General features: G+C 65.1%; 17 protein-coding genes. 16 read left to right on the forward strand and 1 reads right to left on the reverse strand.

Annotated features, from left to right (window positions below):
* The first annotated feature begins 32 nt into the window (after positions 1-32).
* The 10 genes from ACZ2HM_RS03425 to ACZ2HM_RS03470 all read left to right on the forward strand — a co-directional run bounded on the left by ACZ2HM_RS03425 (position 33) and on the right by ACZ2HM_RS03470 (position 11,013).
* Positions 33-2,111: a ParB/RepB/Spo0J family partition protein gene (locus ACZ2HM_RS03425; protein WP_470426256.1), complete on the forward strand. Its 2,079-nt coding sequence runs from the start codon at positions 33-35 to the stop codon at positions 2,109-2,111.
* 155 nt (positions 2,112-2,266) lie between these two features.
* The gene (locus tag ACZ2HM_RS03430; protein ID WP_470426257.1) at positions 2,267-4,366 is read left to right on the forward strand and encodes a strawberry notch-like NTP hydrolase domain-containing protein; all 2,100 of its coding nucleotides are present in this window, start codon (positions 2,267-2,269) and stop codon (positions 4,364-4,366) included.
* Positions 4,367-4,509: 143 nt separating this feature from the next.
* Positions 4,510-6,576: a strawberry notch C-terminal domain-containing protein gene (locus ACZ2HM_RS03435; RefSeq protein ID WP_470426258.1), complete on the forward strand. Its 2,067-nt coding sequence runs from the start codon at positions 4,510-4,512 to the stop codon at positions 6,574-6,576.
* Between the two features lie 84 nt (positions 6,577-6,660).
* The gene (locus ACZ2HM_RS03440; RefSeq protein WP_470426259.1) at positions 6,661-7,131 is read left to right on the forward strand and encodes a hypothetical protein; all 471 of its coding nucleotides are present in this window, start codon (positions 6,661-6,663) and stop codon (positions 7,129-7,131) included.
* 104 nt (positions 7,132-7,235) lie between these two features.
* Positions 7,236-7,817 carry a hypothetical protein gene (locus tag ACZ2HM_RS03445; protein WP_313924006.1) on the forward strand — a complete coding sequence of 194 codons (582 nt, stop codon included), beginning with the start codon at positions 7,236-7,238 and terminating at the stop codon, positions 7,815-7,817.
* Between the two features lie 2 nt (positions 7,818-7,819).
* Positions 7,820-8,407, forward strand: a complete 588-nt coding sequence (locus ACZ2HM_RS03450) for an RES family NAD+ phosphorylase (protein ID WP_470426260.1) — start codon at positions 7,820-7,822, stop codon at positions 8,405-8,407.
* Positions 8,408-8,493: 86 nt separating this feature from the next.
* Positions 8,494-9,684 (forward strand): DUF932 domain-containing protein, encoded by a 1,191-nt coding sequence (locus ACZ2HM_RS03455; RefSeq protein WP_470426261.1) that lies wholly within the window; start codon positions 8,494-8,496, stop codon positions 9,682-9,684.
* Between the two features lie 71 nt (positions 9,685-9,755).
* Complete coding sequence (locus ACZ2HM_RS03460) at positions 9,756-10,085, forward strand: hypothetical protein (protein WP_470426262.1); 330 nt, start codon at positions 9,756-9,758, stop codon at positions 10,083-10,085.
* A gap of 332 nt (positions 10,086-10,417) precedes the next feature.
* Positions 10,418-10,765 (forward strand): DUF2958 domain-containing protein, encoded by a 348-nt coding sequence (locus ACZ2HM_RS03465; protein ID WP_408021794.1) that lies wholly within the window; start codon positions 10,418-10,420, stop codon positions 10,763-10,765.
* Positions 10,762-11,013: a hypothetical protein gene (locus tag ACZ2HM_RS03470; RefSeq protein ID WP_470426263.1), complete on the forward strand. Its 252-nt coding sequence runs from the start codon at positions 10,762-10,764 to the stop codon at positions 11,011-11,013. The genes ACZ2HM_RS03465 and ACZ2HM_RS03470 overlap by 4 nt, the downstream gene beginning before the upstream one ends.
* A 14-nt stretch (positions 11,014-11,027) precedes the next feature.
* Here the strand turns inward: ACZ2HM_RS03470 and ACZ2HM_RS03475 are convergent, their stop codons facing one another.
* Positions 11,028-14,975 carry a PIN domain-containing protein gene (locus ACZ2HM_RS03475; protein WP_470426264.1) on the reverse strand — a complete coding sequence of 1,316 codons (3,948 nt, stop codon included), beginning with the start codon at positions 14,973-14,975 and terminating at the stop codon, positions 11,028-11,030.
* Between the two features lie 564 nt (positions 14,976-15,539).
* Between ACZ2HM_RS03475 and ACZ2HM_RS03480 the strand changes: the two genes are divergently transcribed.
* The 6 genes from ACZ2HM_RS03480 (at position 15,540) to ACZ2HM_RS03505 (ending at position 19,664) form a co-directional block, all read left to right on the forward strand.
* Positions 15,540-16,010 (forward strand): DUF736 domain-containing protein, encoded by a 471-nt coding sequence (locus ACZ2HM_RS03480; protein WP_169574576.1) that lies wholly within the window; start codon positions 15,540-15,542, stop codon positions 16,008-16,010.
* A gap of 66 nt (positions 16,011-16,076) precedes the next feature.
* The gene (locus tag ACZ2HM_RS03485; protein ID WP_470426265.1) at positions 16,077-17,072 is read left to right on the forward strand and encodes an SLOG family protein; all 996 of its coding nucleotides are present in this window, start codon (positions 16,077-16,079) and stop codon (positions 17,070-17,072) included.
* 10 nt (positions 17,073-17,082) lie between these two features.
* Positions 17,083-17,298 carry a DUF6117 family protein gene (locus tag ACZ2HM_RS03490; protein ID WP_096063471.1) on the forward strand — a complete coding sequence of 72 codons (216 nt, stop codon included), beginning with the start codon at positions 17,083-17,085 and terminating at the stop codon, positions 17,296-17,298.
* On the forward strand, positions 17,282-17,626 hold the full coding sequence (locus ACZ2HM_RS03495) for a DUF5983 family protein (RefSeq protein WP_470426788.1): 345 nt from the start codon (positions 17,282-17,284) through the stop codon (positions 17,624-17,626). Before ACZ2HM_RS03490 ends, ACZ2HM_RS03495 begins: the two co-directional genes overlap by 17 nt.
* Before the next feature lie 339 nt (positions 17,627-17,965).
* Positions 17,966-18,943, forward strand: coding sequence for a DUF2493 domain-containing protein (locus ACZ2HM_RS03500; RefSeq protein ID WP_169574572.1), 978 nt, complete (start codon positions 17,966-17,968; stop codon positions 18,941-18,943).
* 166 nt (positions 18,944-19,109) lie between these two features.
* Complete coding sequence (locus tag ACZ2HM_RS03505) at positions 19,110-19,664, forward strand: hypothetical protein (protein WP_470426266.1); 555 nt, start codon at positions 19,110-19,112, stop codon at positions 19,662-19,664.
* Positions 19,665-19,825: the final 161 nt, after the last annotated feature.

Genomic DNA, 19,825 nt, shown 5'->3' on the forward strand with positions numbered 1-19,825 from the left:
GGCAGGCGGCTGCGCGTTCACGGAGAAACAGGATGACGACACCCTCCATCGCTTATGTGCTCGCGCGCGACTGCTTCAAATCGCCCGACAATGTGCGCACGCACAGCGACCCCTCGGCCGATGCCGAGCTCAAAGCCAATATCGCTGCCAGCGGCTTCCTGCTGGAAAATCTGATCGGCGTGCGTGTGAGCCGCGGCGCGCGCAAGGGGCAGGTCGAAATCTATGGCGGCGGCCGCCGACTCGATGCGACCCGCGCCAATATCGACGAGGGCGCGCTCCATCCCGACTTCATGGTCCCCGTCCTTATCGCGAAAAATGCGAGGGACGCGATCGAGATGAGCCTTGCTGAAAATTTCTACCAGCTGCCGATGAATCCGGCGGACGAGTGCTGCGCCTTCCGGATGATCATCGAGCGCGAGAAGAAGTCGCCCGCCGAGGTCGCAAAGCGCTTTGGCAAGACTGAAACCTTCGTGCTTGGGCGCCTGCGCCTCGCTAACCTGGCCGATCCCGTCTTTGCCGCCCTGCGCGCGCTCGAGATCACGATCGACGTCGCCAAGGCCTATGGGAGCACGGCGGACAAGGAACGGCAGGCCCGGGTCTTCGAGCAGGTGCAGGCGAGCTATCATCGCAACAATCCAAACGAGATTCGTCGGCTACTCGCCACAGGTTCATTCTGCGGTGCCGATCCCAAGGCGATGCTGGTCGGGCGCGACGCCTATATCGCGGCCGGCGGACGGATCGAGGAGGATCTGTTCACCGACGCCGGCAGCGAAATCTGGCGCGACGGCGAGATCGTCGAGAGACTAGCGCAAGAGGCGCTTGAGACAGCCGCGCAGGCGATCCGGGCGCGCGAAGGCTTTGCCGAGGTGCGCGTCGTTCCAGCGACCATGATCCCCTACAGCATGACCTATCAATTGCCGTGTGCGATCGAACCCGAGCCCGGTCCGCTCAGCCCCGATGCCGCCGAGCGACAGGTCGAGATCGAGGCCGAACTGGCGACGATTGAGGAAGCAGCGCAAGGCGCTGATGACTATTCGCCAGAGCAAGTCGAGCGCATCGAGGCGCTCCATGCCGAGCTCGACGCCATGATGCCACAGGAGGCCGCCCTGACGCCTGCCCAAAAGGCCGGTGCCATCGCCTTTGTGATGATCGATGCGGACGGTAAGCCCCGGCTACACGACAGTTTCTATGCGCTCGAGGACCTGTCCGCCGAAGACGACGGTCTCGATGATGACGATATGACGGACGAGGCCGGTGAGGATGACGCTGGCGGGCGCGATCCCGGCGCGGGGGACGAGGAAGGCGAGGCCGACGGGGCCATCGCCTATAGCGGACGGCTTCGCGATGAGCTTGCGATGATGAAGACCGAACTGCTTGCGCTGCACGTCGCCAACGATCCCCAATTCGCGCTCAACCTCGCCATCTTCATCATGGTCGACAAGGCGCTCGGTACCGGCTGGACGGGCATGCCAAGCGAACTTTCCGCCCGGGCCGCGACAGCGCGGGTCCATGGCTATGAAAGCGACACCGCGGCCGCCAGGGGTTGGACGCAATTCGAGCAGGGGCTTGAACGGGCATGGCATGATCATGACACGCTCGAGGCGCGCTACGACGCCTTCTGCGCGCTCGATGATGCGGCGCGCGCTGCCTGGCTCGGCTGGGCGGTCGCCCGCACGATCAATGCGGTTCCCGACGGCCACAGCGGCAGCAGCTTCCTCACCCATCTGGGTGCCAAGCTTGGTATCGACGCGGTGCGCTGGTGGCGGCCGACCGCGCGCAACTTTTTCGATCGGCTGACCAAGCCGATGATCCTTGGCCTATTCGAGTTGATCGGCGGCCTTGCCCTCAAGAGCCGCTATGCCAGCTCGCGCAAGTTCGATCTCGCCGTCTCGGCCGAGAAGCTCTTCGCAGGAGACGTCATCGCGGACGCCGACGTCAAGGCGCGTGCCTTGTCCTGGCTTCCAGACGAGATGCGGTTCGGACCCGACGCGGGGCCGCCCAGCGACGATGCACTGACAGGTGGGTTCGATGACGAGGGTGCCCGGGAGCCTGAAGCGGCGGCGCAATCGGGCGATGACGCCGCTTCGCCAGCAATACCGCAGGCGGCCTGAGCATCGAGACGAACCAGGGACCGCGCGCCATCACGGTCCCTGGCGCTTTATAGCCCTCAGCAGCGGTGACGTCCGCTCAACCCATCGCCGGGAGGAAGGGGGGAGAGCGTCAGGCGAGGGCGCCTGCGTCCTCTGTCCCCAATTCGGAGAAGATCATGACCCTGCCTCTATCCGCTGCGCCCATTGACGTGCCTTGTTCCGATCCCATGGCCCCGGCGCTTTTTGCGGCCGCCCGAATCCTCGCCGAGCGGCTCGGCCAGGGCGGTGCGATCAGCCGCAAGGCCCTATCCAGCCTGATGCGTGCGCATGTCGGCGGTTCGGACGCCTGCGGCGACTGGTCGATGCGCGACGCCTATGATGCGCTCGAGATCGCGCAGGTCCTGCGCGTGCTCGACGTGGGGAGCAGCCTTGTCGCGTGGGACGACCCGGCAAGCGCGTTCGCCGCTCGTGCGGCGCTTGGCCATCAGCTTCCGACCCAGCGCTATCGGTCCGAGCGACAGATCGACCTCCAGCAATTCTCGACCCCGCTTGGCCTCGCCTGGCTCGTCGCCTGCGCCGCAGGGATCGAGCCCACCGATCTTGTGCTTGAACCCTCGGCCGGAACGGGCATGCTCGTGGTCCATGCCAAGGCTTGCGGTGCACGGATGCTCCTCAACGAGCGGGACCCGCGCCGCGCAGCCCTGCTTTCGCTCGCCTTTGGGCAGCCCGTCACGCAGCATGACGGCGAGCATATCGATGCGCTGCTTGGCCAAGGCGAGCGTCCGAACCTCATCCTCATCAACCCGCCCTTCGCGCGGTCGCAAAGCCGGGGCCAAGACCCCCATGCCGGCGCGCGTCATCTTCACGCGGCCCTCGAGTGCCTAGCGCCCGGTGGGCGCTGCGTCGCGATCATGCCGCCCGGCTTTGCAAGGAACGGGTCGGGCGCCAAAGACTATGGAACCGTTGCAGAGCGCGTGCCACCCAGATGGGAATGCACGATCGACGGCCAGACCTTTGCCGCCCACGGAACCTCGATTTCGGTACGGATCATTCTCTTCGACAAGGGTTGGCACGGCAGTGCCCTGCGGCACCATGTAGACAGCCTTGGCGAGGCCGAGGCGCTGCTCGCGACAATCCCTTCGCGACTGAGTGGTCCTGGAGCGACGGTATCGCCGCCGTTGCCGAGGCCCGGCGTGCCGGCCCTGCCACGCGGCTCGGGCGGCGTTTTTGCAGGGCTTAGCGCCACGCGGCCGATCGCACCTACCGCAGCGGTTGATGACGGCGGCGAGCCTGTGCTTCTATCCTACGACATCACCGAAGAGGCGCCCGCGGCGCAGGAACCGATCGGCATCTATGTCCCCTGGCAAATGAAGCGCATGCGCATTCCTGGCGCTGCGCCGCATCCCGATCGCCTTGTCGAGTCGATGGCGATGTCGTCGATACTGCCGCCCGTTCCAAGCTACCGGCCGATGCTTCCGCCGCGCGCGGTCGGGACCCTGTCGGACGCGCAGCTCGAGACCGTCATCTATGCAGGCCAGGCCTTCGAGCGCGATTTGCCCGGGCGCTTTGCGCCCAATGAAGCTGGCACGCTGCTACACGCCCATGCCGAGGGCGCGACCTACCGCGCGGGGTTCATGGTCGGCGACGGGACCGGCGTCGGCAAGGGACGGCAGATTGCAGCCTGTATCATGGACCAGTGGTGCAGGGGTCGGCGGCGCGCGGTCTGGATCTCGAAGAGTGCGAGCCTCCTTGAAGATGCGCGGCGCGACTGGACCGCGCTTGGCGGCCTCGCGATCGACATCCAGCCGCTTGATGCCACACCGGTCGGGGATCGTCTTAAAATGGAGAGCGGCATCCTCTTTCTCACCTATGCGACGCTGCGATCGCAGCGCGACGATCGTCAGTCGCGGCTCCAGCAGATCCTCGCTTGGCTGGGAACCGATTTCGAAGGCGTCATCGCCTTCGACGAGGCCCATGAGATGGCGAACGCGGCGGGGACGCAGACGATATTCGGGGGGCAGAAGGGCTCCGAACAGGGGCTTGCGGGCGTGCGCCTCCAGAACCTCCAGCCGCGCGCGCGGATCCTCTACAACAGCGCGACCGGCGCCACCGATCCGGCCAATCTCTGCTACGCCGCACGGCTTGGTCTCTGGGGCAATGCTGCGTTCCCAACGCGCGAGGCGTTCATGGCTGCGATCAGCGACGGCGGGATCGCGGCGATGGAGATTGTCGCGCGCGATCTCAAAGCCATGGCTTCTATACAGCGCGTGCGCTGACCTTCGAGGGCGTCGAATATGATCCGCTCGAGCATCGCCTGACGAGCGAGCAGATCGAGATCTATGACGCCTATGCGGACGCCTGGGCGCTCATCCACCGCAATCTCGATGAGGCGCTCAAGGCCACCGCGATCACCGACCGCATGACCGGCAAGTCTCTGAACGCGCAGGCCAAGGGCGCTGCGCTGTCACGCTTTGAAAGCGCGAAACAGCGTTTCTTCGCCCAGCTCCTCATCGCGATGAAGCTGCCGACGCTAATCGAAGCGGTCGAGTCCGATATGGCAAGCGGCCGACAGGCGGTGATGCAGCTGGTGACCACCGCCCAGGCCATGCTCGACCGGCATCTGGCCAGCCTGTCGGCACAGGAGCGCGCCCATCTCGATATCGAGCTCAGCCCGCGCGAGCTCATGGTTCACTATGTGCAGGCCGCCTTTCCGACCCGGCAGATGAAGATATTCAAGGATCCGGACGGGGAGGCCCGCTCCGAGCCGATGACGGATGCGGCCGGCAATGCGGTTCATTCCCCCACTGCGCTGCGGGCCCGCGACGATCTTGTCGAGCAGCTGTGCGCCATGCCCGCCATTCCCGGCGCGCTCGATGCCCTTATCGCGCATTTTGGTCCCGACCAGATCGCCGAGGTCACCGGTCGGTCCCGCCGGATCCTGCGCGATGGTAAGGGCCGACAAAGGCTCGATCGCCGCACACCAGCCAGCAATATCTCTGAAACCAACGCCTTCATGGCAGGCCTAAAGCCCGGCCTCATCTTCTCCGATGCAGGCGGGACGGGCCGAAGCTATCATGCCGACCGCAGCTGCGGCTCGGCGCACAAGCGGCGGGTCCATTACCTCCTCGAGCCGGGCTGGCGCGCCGCTGCTGCGATCCAGGGACTTGGACGCACGAACCGGACCAACCAGGTGACGGCGCCCATCTTCCGGCCAGTGACGACCGACTGCAGGGGCGAGCGACGCTTTATCAGTACGATCGCCCGCCGGCTCGACAGTCTGGGGGCGCTCACGCGCGGACAGCGACAGACCGGGGGCCAGAATCTTTTCGATCCGATGGATAATCTGGAAAGCGACTATGCCCGCGAAGCGCTCCTGCAATGGTATTCGCTGCTGTATCGCGGCAAGCTCAAGAGCACGACCCTCGAGCGCTTCGTCGAAATGACGGGATTGAAGCTGCTGTCCGACGAGGGTGGCGGCCTGCTTGACGACCTGCCGCCAATCCAGCGCTGGCTCAACCGCCTGCTGGCGCTGCGGATCGGGACCCAGAACGCCATCTTCGAGGAATATATGGCGCTCATCCAGGCGCGCATCGATGCGGCGCGCGAGCGCGGCACCCTCGATGTCGGCGTCGAGACCATCATCGTCGAGAAGATCGTGGCGGTCGAGCAGCTGCTCCTGCGCCGCGATCCTGGTACCGGGGCTGAGACCTGGCTTTCCCGCCTCGAACTCCATCGTCGGCGCCGGCCGACCGTGCTGGCCGATGTCCAGGCACGCTGGGAGACGTCGCAGCGTGTGGCGTATCTTCGCAATGCGCGGTCCGGGCGGGTGGCGCTGCGGGTCCCATCTTGGTCGATCCTCGACAATGAGGGCGAGGAGATATGCGTCTGGGAGCTGGTGCGACCCGGGGGTGCCGAACGCGTGCGCGACGACCGGCTTGCCGAGACCGCATGGGAACCGGTCGGGCGGAGTGAGTTTGCAGCCGCCTGGGCCGTTGAAGTCTCAGAACTGGGCAGCCGCATCGACGTCGAATCAATCAATATCGCTACCGGTCTTCTTCTCCCGGTCTGGAACCGGCTGCCCGACGATGATCTAAGGGTCTGGCGGATCGCGGATGCTGAAGGCAAGTCGGTTCTGGGCCGCATCATCTCGCCAGCGGGCCTTGCCAAGCTGGCCTCGGCCTTTGGCATCGACATGGCCCTCGCTTTGTCGCCTGGCGAACTGATCGCGGGTGCGCGAGGGGTGCATGGTGTTCCCATCCCCTGGCTCTCGGGCGCGCGTCTGGCACGGGTGCATGTGAATGATGCGATCCGCCTCGAGATCAAGGACTATCCGACCGCGCAGCTCTCCGCGCTCAAGGCGCTCGGCTGCTTTACCGAGATCATTCAATATCGCACCCGTCTGTTCGTGCCAGCGAACCGCGCTGCAGAGGTGCTGGGCAGCATGCAGGCAGCGCTGGACGAAGGACCAGCCAGCGCGGCAGCCTGACCGCCCAATCGTTGCGGGCTGCCCGCACTGATCGTCGCACGACCATGCAGGCAAAGGCCTCATCGCCAATCGCAGGAGAGCTGTATGAACGACCCCAGCATCGAGCAGTGGCGCGCGCTGCTCCTCTTTCGCCAGCGCCATGGCCGGACCTGGAAATCGGCGCTTAGCCTGCACTGGATGAACGGGACCGACGAAAATGAGCCCTTGGGCGCTGCGTTGCGCATGGTGCGCAACCAGTTCGGGCCGAGCTGGCTCCACGCGCTGCGGCCCAAGGCGTTTGCAGAGGCCGAGCAGCGTATCGCCTTGCTCGACCGGTTGCCGGTGATGTGCGCGACCTATCATGGAGAGACGGGCGATCCCATCATCCTCAAACGCGGCGAGAGCGGTCACTGGCGGATGCCGGGCGATATGACAGTGGAGCAATTCAACGCGACCTTCTTGCCTACACCCGGCCAGATTGCCGCTATGGAAGCCGGATCGGTCTTGGGGTGGGACATGCCTGCCGCGGATCCGGCGAATTACGACGCTGCCGGGCGACTGAAGTGCAATTCCTGAAAAGCTGCGCCGCCTGTGCAACGCAATGCCGCCGTCTGCTTGGGCATTGTTGAATTTGTTCATCAAGCCTGTTATAGAAAACAAGTTCAACGAGGAGGATCGGGATGACCCGCGCTGTTGCCAAATCGGGTGTCGATATCGATCAGATCCTGCGCGATCGGATTTTGGCAAGCACCGACCGAATCATCAAGATGATGCCGCTCGCAGCCAAGACGGCTGCGGCAAGCAGCGTCGATATCGCCTCGCTCGTCTTCAATATTGCAAGGAGCATCCCGGCGGTCGAAGCCGGTGATCCGGGTGAGGCTGAGGATATCACCAATGCCATCGCCTTCAAGCGGCGGATGATCGAGGGGGCCGGCGGCGCGTTCGATGCCGAGGCTGTCCGCAGGCTCCTTGGCCACAAGACCGTGCAGGCGGTCTACAAGGCGGCGCGCGAGCATCGGCTCCTTATGGTCGATGACAATGGATCCAAGCTCTTTCCGGCCTGCCAGTTCGACGGCAATGCGGTTCGCCCAGCCATAGGGCGCATTCTCGCCGCGTCCGCCGATCTTGGCGGCTGGGCGGTGCTCCAGTTCCTGGTCTGTGGTGACGAGGCCCTGGGCGATGCGCGGCCGCTCGACCTCCTGGCCGGAAGCGAGGCCGATATCGCGCGGCTTGTGCGCGCGGCGCAGGCGCGCGCGGACTGACGATGGCCGGCTCGACCATGCCGCCGGTTTCGCGCATCGCGGCAGGCCAGCGTCTCTTCCGCGTCCATGCTCTTTCCCGCGGCGCGCACTGGTATGGGCGCAAGGATGCGCAATGGCGCTGGGACGATCCGGACCGGCGCTATGGTGTGCTCTATCTCGGCAAAAGCCTTGTCGGACCCTTTGCCGAGACGATCCTGCGCACGCCAGCCGAGCGCGACATTCTCTGGGATGTCATAGCGAGCAAGCGCTTTTCCACGTTCATGACCACGCGCGCGCTTCGGCTGGCACGCGTCCATGGTCCAGGTCTCGCCTGGTTCCGGACCACATCTGCCACCGTCTCCGCAGACTTTGATCCGGCCTTGCCGGGAACGCCCTATGAGGCGACCCAGCGTATCTCGGCGATGGCCCATGCCCTTGGCGGGCTCGACGGCATTCAATATCGCTCGCGCCTGGATTCCGACGCGCTTTGCGTCGCGCTGTTCGACCGCGCCGATGATGCGATCAGGCTCGAGACGGAAGGGTGCAGGCTCGAGAAAGACTGGGTGCGCGCGATCCTCCGACCGCGCGGCTATCGTCTGATCGAGTGCTAAGAGGCGGTATCGGGGCAGGGAGGAAGGGGGAGTGCTGACGTTGGGCTCGCAAGGAAGCGGGTCCAATCTGTCAGCAGGAGACCTCCATGACCGCACTTTCCTCGCTCGACCGGCCCGCCACCGGGGGCTTCAAGGTTGATATCAGCCGCGGCCACAATATCGGCCGCGTCTCGTCCGAATGGTTCAACCGTCCCGACGACGAGCGTTTCCTCTCGCTCGAGACGCTCTACAATCGCGTCCGTGCCCGCGCGGACGTCGCCTCGACACGCATCGTCGAGAGCCGCGCCATCCGTGTCCAGGCGCAGAGCGACAACTCCGAGCGTCTGGCGCTTGTCTCGCCAGGCTCGTCGGCCCCGGTTGCGCCGACCCACTGGTCCTTCGGCCAGCTCTGCAGCCTGGTCGGCGCGCCGGCAGGCTATCTGCGCGACCTTCCCGCCGCCCTTGCCGGCATCAATCTCCAGCATGGCCTCATTGCCCATAGGGGTGAGCATGTGAAGCTGCTCGAGACCAGCGATGGCAGGACGGAACTGCGCGCCGTCACCGGTCCCGACTATGGCCGCATCTGGGACCATGAGCTGGTCGAGGCCGTCATGCGTTTTGCCGGAAACGGCACGGGCGACACGCGCTGGAAGGTGCCCGGCGTCCTCGACTGGGGCAGCATGGTCTACAACCCCCATGTCGATATCAGCGCCGAGACGACGACCCTTTATGCCTCGGACCGCGACGTCTTCCTCTTCCTCGTCGACGACACCCACCCGATCGAGGCGGGCAAGCTGCCCAATGGCGATCCCGATCTCTATTTTCGGGGCTTTTACTGCTGGAACAGCGAGGTCGGTGCCAAGTCGCTGGGGATCGCGACCTTCTATCTCCGGGCTGTTTGCATGAACCGCAATCTTTGGGGCGTCGAGAGTTTCGAGGAGATCAGCATCCGCCATTCGAAATTCGCCGCGAACCGGTTCGCCGCTCAGGCAGCGCCCGCTCTCACGCAGTTCGCAGACTCTTCGCCCGGCGATTTCATCCAGGGCATCCGCGCCGCTCGGGACCGGATCGTCGCGCGCAAGGACGAGGACCGCGAGAGCTTCCTGCGGACCCAGGGGTTTTCGAAGGGCGACACGGCAAGGATCATCGCCCAGGTCCTGGACGAAGAAGGCCACCCGCCCGCCAGCGTCTATGATTTCGTGCAGGGGATCACCGCGCTCGCCCGCACGCGCGCCAACCAGGATTCCCGTCTCGAACTGGAAGGCAAGGCGAAGCGGCTCCTCCAGAAGGTCAACTGAACCAGCGGTACCCGAACCCGTTGTCCGGGCGCCAGCGCATCTCAGACAACCCTAACATCAGGAGAATGGCGATGACCCATCAGCTGCACCAGCATCCGTGCACCTATATCGTATCGGTCCGGTTCGAGACCGACGGCATTAATTTCGCGCAGGAGCGTTACCGGATCGAGGCATCCGACCCTTGTGAGGCCGCGCGCCTAGGCCGGGCCCGGGCGCGCGACAGCGTCTATCATGATGAGCGCATTCCTGGCCTTCGCCTTGTCGCGCAGGTTGAGGAAGGGGGCCGCACGAGCCGGATGACGATCCCGATCATGATCCAGGCGGGACGCCTGCGGCGCCGGCTTCAGGTGCCCCGGGGCGTAGCGGAAGACGGCGATCTTCGCGGGCCTTGTGCAGGATGAGCGGGATGCCCAGATTTACCTATTCGCGCTGGCGCCATGGCGGCTGATATGTCCACGGCATCCTCTATCCTGGCGGCGCTATCGGCTGCGTGTCGCGCAACTATGCCGATCGACGCTGGCGCATCGTCTGTGACCCGCGTCCGTTCAAACTGCGCCCGACCTTCAGGAGAAGGGGCGATGCGGCGCTTGCCGAATGGCGTCTGGCGGCTGCCGAACGCCAGTCCGGCGCCGGGTTCTGCACGGACTGAGGTGGCGCGACCTTGGTAAAGGGGAGGGGGCGATAGTGGGGCGCCGCAGGCTATGGCGCCTTTCGGTTGCCTGGGAGATTGTCCATGGAACTTGTCACCCCTGAAATTACGCAAATGCTGCTGGAGAATGGCGCGCGGCTCGTGCGCGAGCCGGATTTCGATCCCTGTCCTGTCGTGAAGTTCTTTACGCCGGACGCGGCATGTACCTGGCTCATCGCCTGGGCCGAGGCTGACGGGCAAGATCTCATGCTTTGGGGGCTTTGCGATCTGGGCCTTGGCTATCCCGAACTCGGGCCTGTCCTCCTCTCCGAGCTGCTGGCAGTGCGCGGACATATTGGACTGGGCGTCGAGCGCGACCCCAGTTTTTGCGCGCGCAAGCCGCTCAGCGACTATTGCGCGCAGGCGATCATCGCCGGGGCGATCCGCACATGAGGCGGGAAGCTGCCAATGACGAGGGCGCGCCGGACCTCTTGTGCAACGCTGCGCATAGTGCGCCCTTCGCGCATGCGGCCCGGGCCCGGCTCGCCTCCTTCCCTCACGCCTATGCGGTTGCGGTCCGTTTGCGCGAGAGCAGCGGCGACAGGCAATATGTGATCCGCACCGCCTGTCCCCTGCAGCCGGTGCGGGTGAGCGTCTCGCCGCCAGCTATGCATGAAGTGCTGATTGCGCTTGTGGTCTGAGCGATGGGGTTGGCTTAATCGCCGGTTTTCAGCCCTGCAGCCTCGAGCGCGTCCCAAAATCGCGTGACAAATTTCTCTGCCCTTCGCGCCGACATCACCGCCAGAGCGTCTATGGGCGTGAGGTGGGTCGTTTGCATGAGCCGCGGCGGCAACAGCCTGCGGTTGAATGCACGGGTCTGAATATGTTGGGCGGCGGCCCTGGCAGCGCCCATGAATGCGCGCAGATGTTCCGCGCGACCAAGCTCGCCGGCGACCTCGAACACCAGATTGGGGAAGATGACAGCCCGGGCGATGCCGGCGATCTGGCTGGAATTGAGCAACAGCTCGGCCATGACCATCGCGGCATGGGTCTGGTCGAGCGTCTCGCTCGTCAGCAGGCGGGCATAGTCGCGCAGGCGGTCATTGGCCGTCCACGCGCTGTCCTGCAGTTCACCTATGACATCGGCGGCGTTGAACTGGACGAAGGCATGATTGGCATCGAAGAGGGCATCTATGATCTGCCGATATTCTGGATGGGTGATCGCCTGCAAACTCAGCGCCACCTGGGCCAGCGGCTGCGTCCAGCAGACCTGTGCGCCGGCCGCCTGCGCGATCACCCGCAAGCCCAGATCATCGGTCAGGAGCGCGCGTCTGGGCGCCAGGGCCGCGATCAGGCTGTCATGATAGGCTGGGTCGAGGTCGGCAATCAGTTCGGCGACACCCTCAGGCAGGGCCTGATCGGATTCGGCGGCCACGAGCGGAAGGCTTCGGGCGAGATCGAGCGCGGACCTGGCGTCGGCGAGCTGCTGCGCAGCGGCCTCCGGCGTCATCTCGATAAAGAAATATCGCTCGCCATCATAACCGAACGTGCCCGTTTTGCGGCCGCGACGGCCTTCGCGTTCCTCGACCAGCTGCCGCAGCGAATCGATGGTGGACTGAACGATGGCGAGGCGATTGGAGAGCTTGGCGATCACCGCGCCAAGACCCATGCGCGCCCAGGCATAGACGCAGAGTGGGGCCACCACCGCGATGCCAGCCTGTGCTCCCGCCCGTCCGGTCGCGAACTCGTCTTCCACGCCCATCGCGACTTTGAGACCAAGGCTGTTCTTCTGCCTGAAATTCTCCCAAATTTCGAAAATATCCGCCCCGCTCAGCCGCGCGAACATGGGGATCGGGATCACGCCGTCGCGATAAAGGGTCTCGAGCTGCTGCCCCTTCGCGGCCCGGTTGCGGGCCATGGCGAACATCTCCTCGAACCGGTCATCGCCCTTGCTCTCGTCGATCGTGAACGAGCCGAACGCAGGATTGTCGGGGAAGAGGGTCGGAAACTGCCGCATGGTTCGGCGAAACGCGAACAGGGAGGGGGTCTGGACCTCGGCCACCCGATAGCTTTGCGGTCCGACGCCCAGCTTTGTAAACGCGATGCTGTCGCCCACTCGCAGTCCCAGCAGCCTTTTTGCAAATAGCTCGTCGGGGGAGAGCTCGTCCCGTTCCACAGCCGGGGCCGGCCCCGTCTCGATGATCCTGTGCAGTTCCTCACCCGTCGCGTCATTGATGAGGACGACGCCCGCGCCGGCTTGGATCACCTGGGGCGCCGCCATCGTCACGCTGCTGGCGCGGCCGCCGACGATCAGGCCCAGGGCGTAAGCAAGGTGGATCCTTGGATGCCCATAGCCGGTTCGCAAGGCACGATAGCCCAGCGACAGCGCCTTGGTTGCATTACTCAGATAGCGGTCGACCAGCTGGGCGAGGGCGATGAGCTCGATCGGCGCACCCTCGATATCTTCAGATACCCGGTCCAGCCAGTCGCGCATCTCGTCGGAGCGGCCGAGGCGAACGAGAAGCTGGATCCAGATGAGCCTGTTGCGCAGCACGTCATGCTGCTGGAGCGCGCTCTCCAAAAGCTTAAGCGCCGGCTTCAAAAGCCCGGCGCTTTCGTAAATGGCGACGCCGACAGGAAGATAGCCATCCGAGGCGCGCTGCGCAGGTGGGAGCGTTTCGAACAGCCTGCGTGCCTCTGCCCGCCGGTCCGCAAGGTTGAGCGCCTGGAGCCGGCGTCGCAGCGCGTAATTATCCTGCCCTCCGTGCACGGCCGCATAAAGATCCGCGGCCATGCCATAATGGCCCTGCGCATAAAGGGTCTCGGCCGCGTGCATGCGCTCGCGCAGGCTCAGGTCACCCTGCGCAAGACTGCTGATTTCGCTCGCCAGCTTTGCGCGCAGAGGATCCTCCGCCTCAAGGGCATCGTACAGCACGGATCGCACGACGATCGATCCTGGTCGTTTCGCAATGGCGTCGGTAATGAGCGCAGCAGCATCGGCGCTGCCCAGCATAGCGGCATGGACCTGCATCGCCTCGACGAGTTCGGCCCGTTCGGCCATCGCGGGCTGCCCGACATCGGCCGATTGCATCCGCCCGGCCCAGAGGACAGCGCCGGCGCCATCCTTCAACTGGAGCGCGGCGTGGGTCCTCAACAAGAAAGCGTCGAAGGTCAGCGCGTCCTGCGGCAGCGCATCGAGCGTGGCCGCGACTGCGCGCCAGTCGTCATTGGCTGCAGATCGGCGAGCCGCGAATATAGCGAGCGGCTCATAATGGGGAAAAGCGCCAAGCGCTTCATCGAGAGTCTGATCAGCCTCCGCCTCGCGCCCGACGATGCCGAGCAGGCTGATAAGGTTCGCCGAAACATGCCGCCCCTGAAAGCTGGAATCCTGGTCTAGAAGCTTCCTCCATGCTGTCTTGAGGAGCCCGATCGCGCGTTCCACGTCTGCGTGGAGATGCGCAGGCACATCATGGGTGATCCCCAGCCCGTCGAGCGCGGAGAGCGGCTGGACCAGCGCTTCTCCCAGCGTCGCCAGGGCGCGCCAGTCCTCCGGCGCGATCGCAAGAGCCGCCTGCGCATGGGCAAGGTGGCGATCGGCATCGCCAATTTCACCCGACCGCAGCGCCAGACGAAGCTGGATGTCGAGCGTCTCGACAAGCGCGGGCGGGAGCGCGGTTTCGATCTGCGCTATGGGCCGCTCGAGCGGCATCGTGTCGATCCAGATGCCTGCATTGCCGACAGACGTCCGGTCGTCCTCGAAAGCGGCGCTGGCGATCGGCTCGGCCTCCTCGCGCTTGCCCTCCAGGAGAAGCGCCATCGCCCTGGTTGCCCTGGCGTTGGAGAAATCCGGATGTGCCTCGAAGGCTGCATGGAACAGTGCGATCGCATGGTCTTCCTCGCCCAGCGCATAATGGGCATTGCCGAGGCTTGCGAGGAGGCGATAGCGCGCGAGCGGGCTGGCGGTTGCGTCATGGTCTGCCTGTATCCGCTCAAGCGCCCGGATGGCGGCGCGCGGCGACCCGTCGCTGATGAGCTTGCCGATCTCCATGACATGCGCGGCGAGGGGATCGTCAGGGCTGGTCGCTTCCCGGGATTGCGTGAGCATCCGCGTAGCGCTGCGTATCAGCATGTCCATCTGTGCGAAGCCCGCGGCATTCTGCTCGGCGCCTGCGGCGATCTGGCCAATCACGTCGACGGGCGCGAGATCCCGATAATATTTGAGCAGCACTTCTTGATCGTCGGCGACAAAGCTGCGCAGCGTCGTCCAGCCCGTGACCCTGACCTCGAACAGGCCAAGTCTGGCATGAGCTTGGCTAATCTCACGCGCGATTCTCTGGATCGCCTGGTCATTGGGCGCGGTGGTCGCCAGGATGAAGACGTCGAGCGGCGGCTGGAACGTCCGCGCCTTTGCAACCTCGTCCCGCAGCTCGGTTGCCGTGACCGCCGCGCGCAGGTCGCCATCCTTCCCCTTGCACTGGACACCGGTATATTTCTGCTCAACCCTGTCGGTGCCATAGACATCGACGCCCGCCTGCGGCTGCCCCTGGCGCCCATGCAACTCGGCATCGTTGGTCTTCCACAATCTTCGATAGACGTCGAAGGCCAGATTCTCAAAATCCTGCCAGCTTTTAGGCGCTGGCAATTCTCGCGATATGACGGACATCGGCCGAGCCTATATGTTCGCGCTTTGATCTGGAAGCGCGGATTGCCGTCGCATGCCTCAGCAATGCGGAAAGGGCGTGGCGAACAGGCCATGTGCTGGCGTGGGAGAAGGGCAATGGGTGGCGGCTGCCCGCTGCCCGCTGCGCGGGCACCGCGGCTCTTATCTCCGCTGCGCTCCGACCGAGCGCCGGCTTCGCCGGATCTCGGCCCTGCCGGGTTGCGATCCGCTGCCGGAAAGGCAGGGCGCGGGCGAGAAAGGAGAGATGAGTCAGCGCGGGCGTGCGAACGGCTTTGGGTGCGTCGGCGCTTGCATCGAGGTCGGCCTCCCGTGCGCTGCGCGCCGGCGCTGGCGCGCGTGGGCGGCGATCGTCCTGACTGTATCGCGTTCATGGCCGCTCGAACTGCCTGCAAAATAGCTTGTGACCGGCGGTATTTACTGGAGGCCAAGACCGTCCTGTCGATGCGGCAGCGTGTCTGGAACAGGCTGAGCGCAGGAGAGTGGAGGGGGCCTTTGGCGGGTGTCGTTTCGGATTGGCCGAGCGACATAGTGTCGAAGGAAAGTCTCATGAACATCGGTGAATTCAAGATCGTCAACGGCCGCATCATCGGCTGGATCGCCACGCGGACGATCGACCTCCCCAAGCTTGGTCTCCGCAAGGTCGACAGCGCCCACGCCATGGCGCCCGTCTTCGAGATACTCGCGCTCAATGTCGGCAACCGCTGGGTACAGATCGGCGCGCTCTGGGAGGCGGTCGCCAAGAACACGACCGGCGAACTGTTCCTCCAGGGATCGATCGACGATCCGAGCCTGGGCGAGCCGCTCCCGATCGCGCTCTTTGGCAATGAGGAGGAAGGCTATCGCGTCGCCTGGCGGCGCAAGCAGCCGCGCGATGCCTTCGGTCCGAGCCGGAGCGCGGACAGCGGCCGTGACTATGCGCCGCGGGGCGAGGGCGGCTTTGGCGGCAGCACCGCGGGCGATGACGGCGGCCTGATGGAGGCGGGCACCTCCCTCGATCAGGAAATCCCGTTCGCCTGATGGCGTGTCCCCGGGGAGGCCCAGGCCTCCCCGGGGCCTTTCTTCTCATGCCCATGGAGCATCGTCATGACCAGTATCGCAGCGCAGAGCGTGCACCGCTTCGCTGACTTGAGCCAGCTATATTCAGAGATGACCGCCAGCCCGGAGTTCCAGGCCGTGTTCGGTGAGCCGCTTGGCCTCACTGTCTCCCGGCCGGGCGAAGCGCCCGCCGAACTCGACATGCCCGAACCGCTCGCGGTCCAGGCCGATTGCGGGGGCGTCATTGCCTGTCTATTTGATCTTCTTGGCGACACCCGGCTCGAAGCGCTCGCGCCCGAGATCGCCTGGGGGTTCGTCAACTCCTTCCACTTTGTTGCCAGCAAGCTCGAGCGGCGCGAAGACGGCCTTGCGCGGGAACTGGGCGACCTTGCCCGTTCCTATGATCCAAGCGAGGTCTATGCGCGCGAGCTCGAGGAAAAGCAGCTGCTGTGCCAGACCGTGGCCGAGCAGCGCGCCGCAGTCGAGACGATGCGCGATTTCGCTGCGGAAACCTATCGCGCGCTCTCGGGCTGGCCCTGGTCACCGTCCCGTGGCAGCAAGCCCACGGCGCGCGGCGCAAGCCAGATCGACGCGCTCGATTTCCTGCGCGCCCGGCAGCTTGCGGCCCGTGAACGGCACATGCCCCAGGGCCCCATCGTGGTCTTTTCAGGACCCGCGCTCTGGCATGATTTCCAGCAGATCTGGGACAGGCTCGATGCAATCCACGCGCGCGTGCCGAACATGACGCTCGTCACGACAGGGCAGCGCAAAGGAGCTGACGCGATCGCCGCGGCCTGGGCAGCGCGGCCCGAAAAGCGGGTTCCGCTAGTGACCTACGGGCTCTACGGCACTGGTTCCAAGGTCGCCTTTGCGCGCAACCGCAAGCTGGTCGATCTCGCGCCCGTCGAGGCGCTCCTGTGCGAGGGATCGGGGCTTCAGGCCAATCTCTACCAGCTCCTGCGCGAGGCGGGCGTCCCGATCCACGCCTTCAGGCGCGAGGGCCAGGCACCCGACATAAAGCTGCGCCGGCGCAACGCGGCATAAGGAGGCGGATATGGCTATTCCCGAAGGATATAGGCGCAATTTCGAGACCCTGCTCCGCGCGGCGGAGCAGGGCGATCTGGCGCTGCTCGAATGCAGGGACGCTGCAACAGGCGTCCCGCGCTATGTGATCTGTGCGGTCGGACGAGAGGAAAGGGATTATGTGATGACGCCCTTCGGGCATCTTCACGACGGCAATCCCTACGATGCCTATGTACCGCCCGCCTGAGCCGCCCTCAAGCAGGCCTCAGGACCCGGGCAAAGCGCCGCTTGAATTTGGAAGGCATCTTGTCCTTAGCACCGCTCATGTGAGCCTTGCAACCTCACAGCTTCTGGCGAACTGGGCCAGTCTGCCGGTCGAATTCCAACCCCTCACGGTCGCCGCCACCTGGTATGGATGGTTCGTCTCGACCTTTGTGGTCGAGGGCGATGATGCTGCGCGCATACCGTCAGAGCTTGCCGAGGTTCAGCGGTTCGCCCGGTCGCTGGACTGTGCCTACATCCTGTTCGACTGCGATGCTGATGAGGTGGACGGGTTGCAGAGGTTCAACTGGTAAGCTCGGCCATTCTCTGGGACGACAGGAGAAGGCCAGAGGCGCCCGGGGCGAGCGCGGTGCCCTCCACATTACCCTGCGGGGGGCATCGAGCCCCCCGCAGGGTAGCTCTTCCTCTCTCTCAAGACGTCCGATTGTGGCACGGGACCGCGTCGGCCTCAAGGACGGCGGGGCCCCACCATTTTCCCTGGCGGAGCGGACGTCGGCGTTTCCTTCCTTGCTCCGCGGCCGCCAGAGAAAATCGTTGCCCCCACCGCCGCGGAGCGGCCGCTTCGCGGTCCTTGACCCCGCCGCTCGGAGCCCGTGCAGGGGGACAAACCTCTTCAGAAAAAGGAGGTTTTCATGACGACCGATACCACCACCGCCGCCCGCTTTGCCGATATCGCCGGGTTCTTCGCCGAAGAGACGAGGCAAGCATCAGACCGCTTCGCCGCCGCCTTTGCCCAAACCGCCGACGCGGTGCGGCTGGGGAGCAGCGACGAGGCTATCACAGCCGACATGCCTGACCCGCTGGCGATGCAACTTGGGGTCGAGTTGATGGTGACGACGCTGTTCGATCTGCTGCGGGACACGCGGCTCGAAGCCCTGTCCGAACGGCTCGCCTGGGGTTTGGTGCACAGCTTCCACAGGCTCGCCGATCAGCTGGATGGCGAGGCCGACAGGGCCGCGCGACAGGTGGGCCAGCTCATCCGCGAAAGCGACGGCGGCGAGATTGCCACGGCCAATCTGGAGGAGGCGCAGGCGCTCTGCCACGGACTCGACGAGGCGCGCGAGGCTATCGCCTGCATGCGCGACCATGGCGCCGATCTCTTCCGGGTCGAGACCGGACGGCCCTGGTCGGCACCACGCGGCACGCTGGTCTCGAGCAAACGCACCGCTTCGGTGATCGCCGCCACCGACTTCCTGGCCGCACGCCGCAACAGGCGCAACGAAGCGCTGGCGCCGCAAGGTCCGGTTGTCATATTCTCCGGGGGACAGCAATGGGAGGATCACGCCCAGCTCTGGGAGCGGCTCGACCAGATCAAGGCACGGGTCCCCTCGATGCTTCTTGCGACGACGGCCCAGGCCAAGGGCTGCGACGCGATCGCCGCTGCGTGGGCCGCGAGCCGGAAGGTGAAGCTCATCGCCTTCACGCTCAATCACCGGCTGGGACAGCGGGCCGGGTTCGCGCGCAACGAGGCGCTGCTACGGTTGAAGCCGGTCGAAGCGATCGTCTGCGAGGGATCGGGAATACAGTCGAACCTCGCGCGGATGGTGCGGGAGGCTGGGGTGCCGGCGCATTTCTTCACGTTGGCAGGCCAGCAACGCCGGGCAGGTTGACGAACGGGGCAGTGGCGCTGGTGGAAGGGTTCGGCCCTCCGCCAGCGCCCTTTTTTTGTGCCTGGGGAGAGTATCGCCGGGCTCAGGGAGCCGGCCTGCTGCCGGCCCCGTCGCCCGGCGATCCGGCGCTTGGAGGAAGCGCTGGCCTCCTGCGCGCGGCTCCGCCGTGCTCGTCGCTGGGACGCCGTTCCGGCGACGTCTGGGTTATGGCGGCGGTGATGGGCAACGCCTTGAGGGCCGTGATAGCGGCCGCGCCGCCGACCCGGATTGCATGTGTGAGCAGGTCCTTGAACTCGCGCTCGCTCAACTGTTCGACGGCAATCTGGGATATGTGCGCGGCATATTGGGCGCGAAGGGATTGCCGCACGGTGTCGGCTTCCTCGTCGAGTTTGCGGCGACCGGCTTCGATCTTCGCGAGCCGCTCGCGATCGGTCATTTTGGGCATGATGTTTATCCTTCAGCTGAAGGTCTGCCCGCCACGCTCCACTATTCACATCGGGAGGATATCTGCAATGCAATTTTGGGGCCGGCTGGTGCCGGCGAAGAAAAAGAGCCCCCTGCCGGGGGCAGCCCGCCCTTGCCTGGACGCGGCTGCGCAGCGCGCAAGGCGCTGCGAAGAAAAGACGCACGGCTCGTGGCCGTTTGTAATGCACCGTACGCACGGGTGCTGCGGGTGCGAATCGCCAGCCTTTCTGCTGTTTTTCATAAATTTCCGGTATGACGAGCGGTGGCACAACTGGGTGCCACCGGCACGCTCTGGCTGACCACAAAGGTCGGCGTCCAGCCAAGCGCCTGATCTTCTTTGGCAACCTTTGGCTGCCGTAGACATGACGCATATTGTCTTGAGATCAGGGCGAAATAGCTTTATTTACGGACCCGCTT

The sequence above is a fragment of the Sphingobium sp. KKT206 genome, assembly GCF_055640555.1.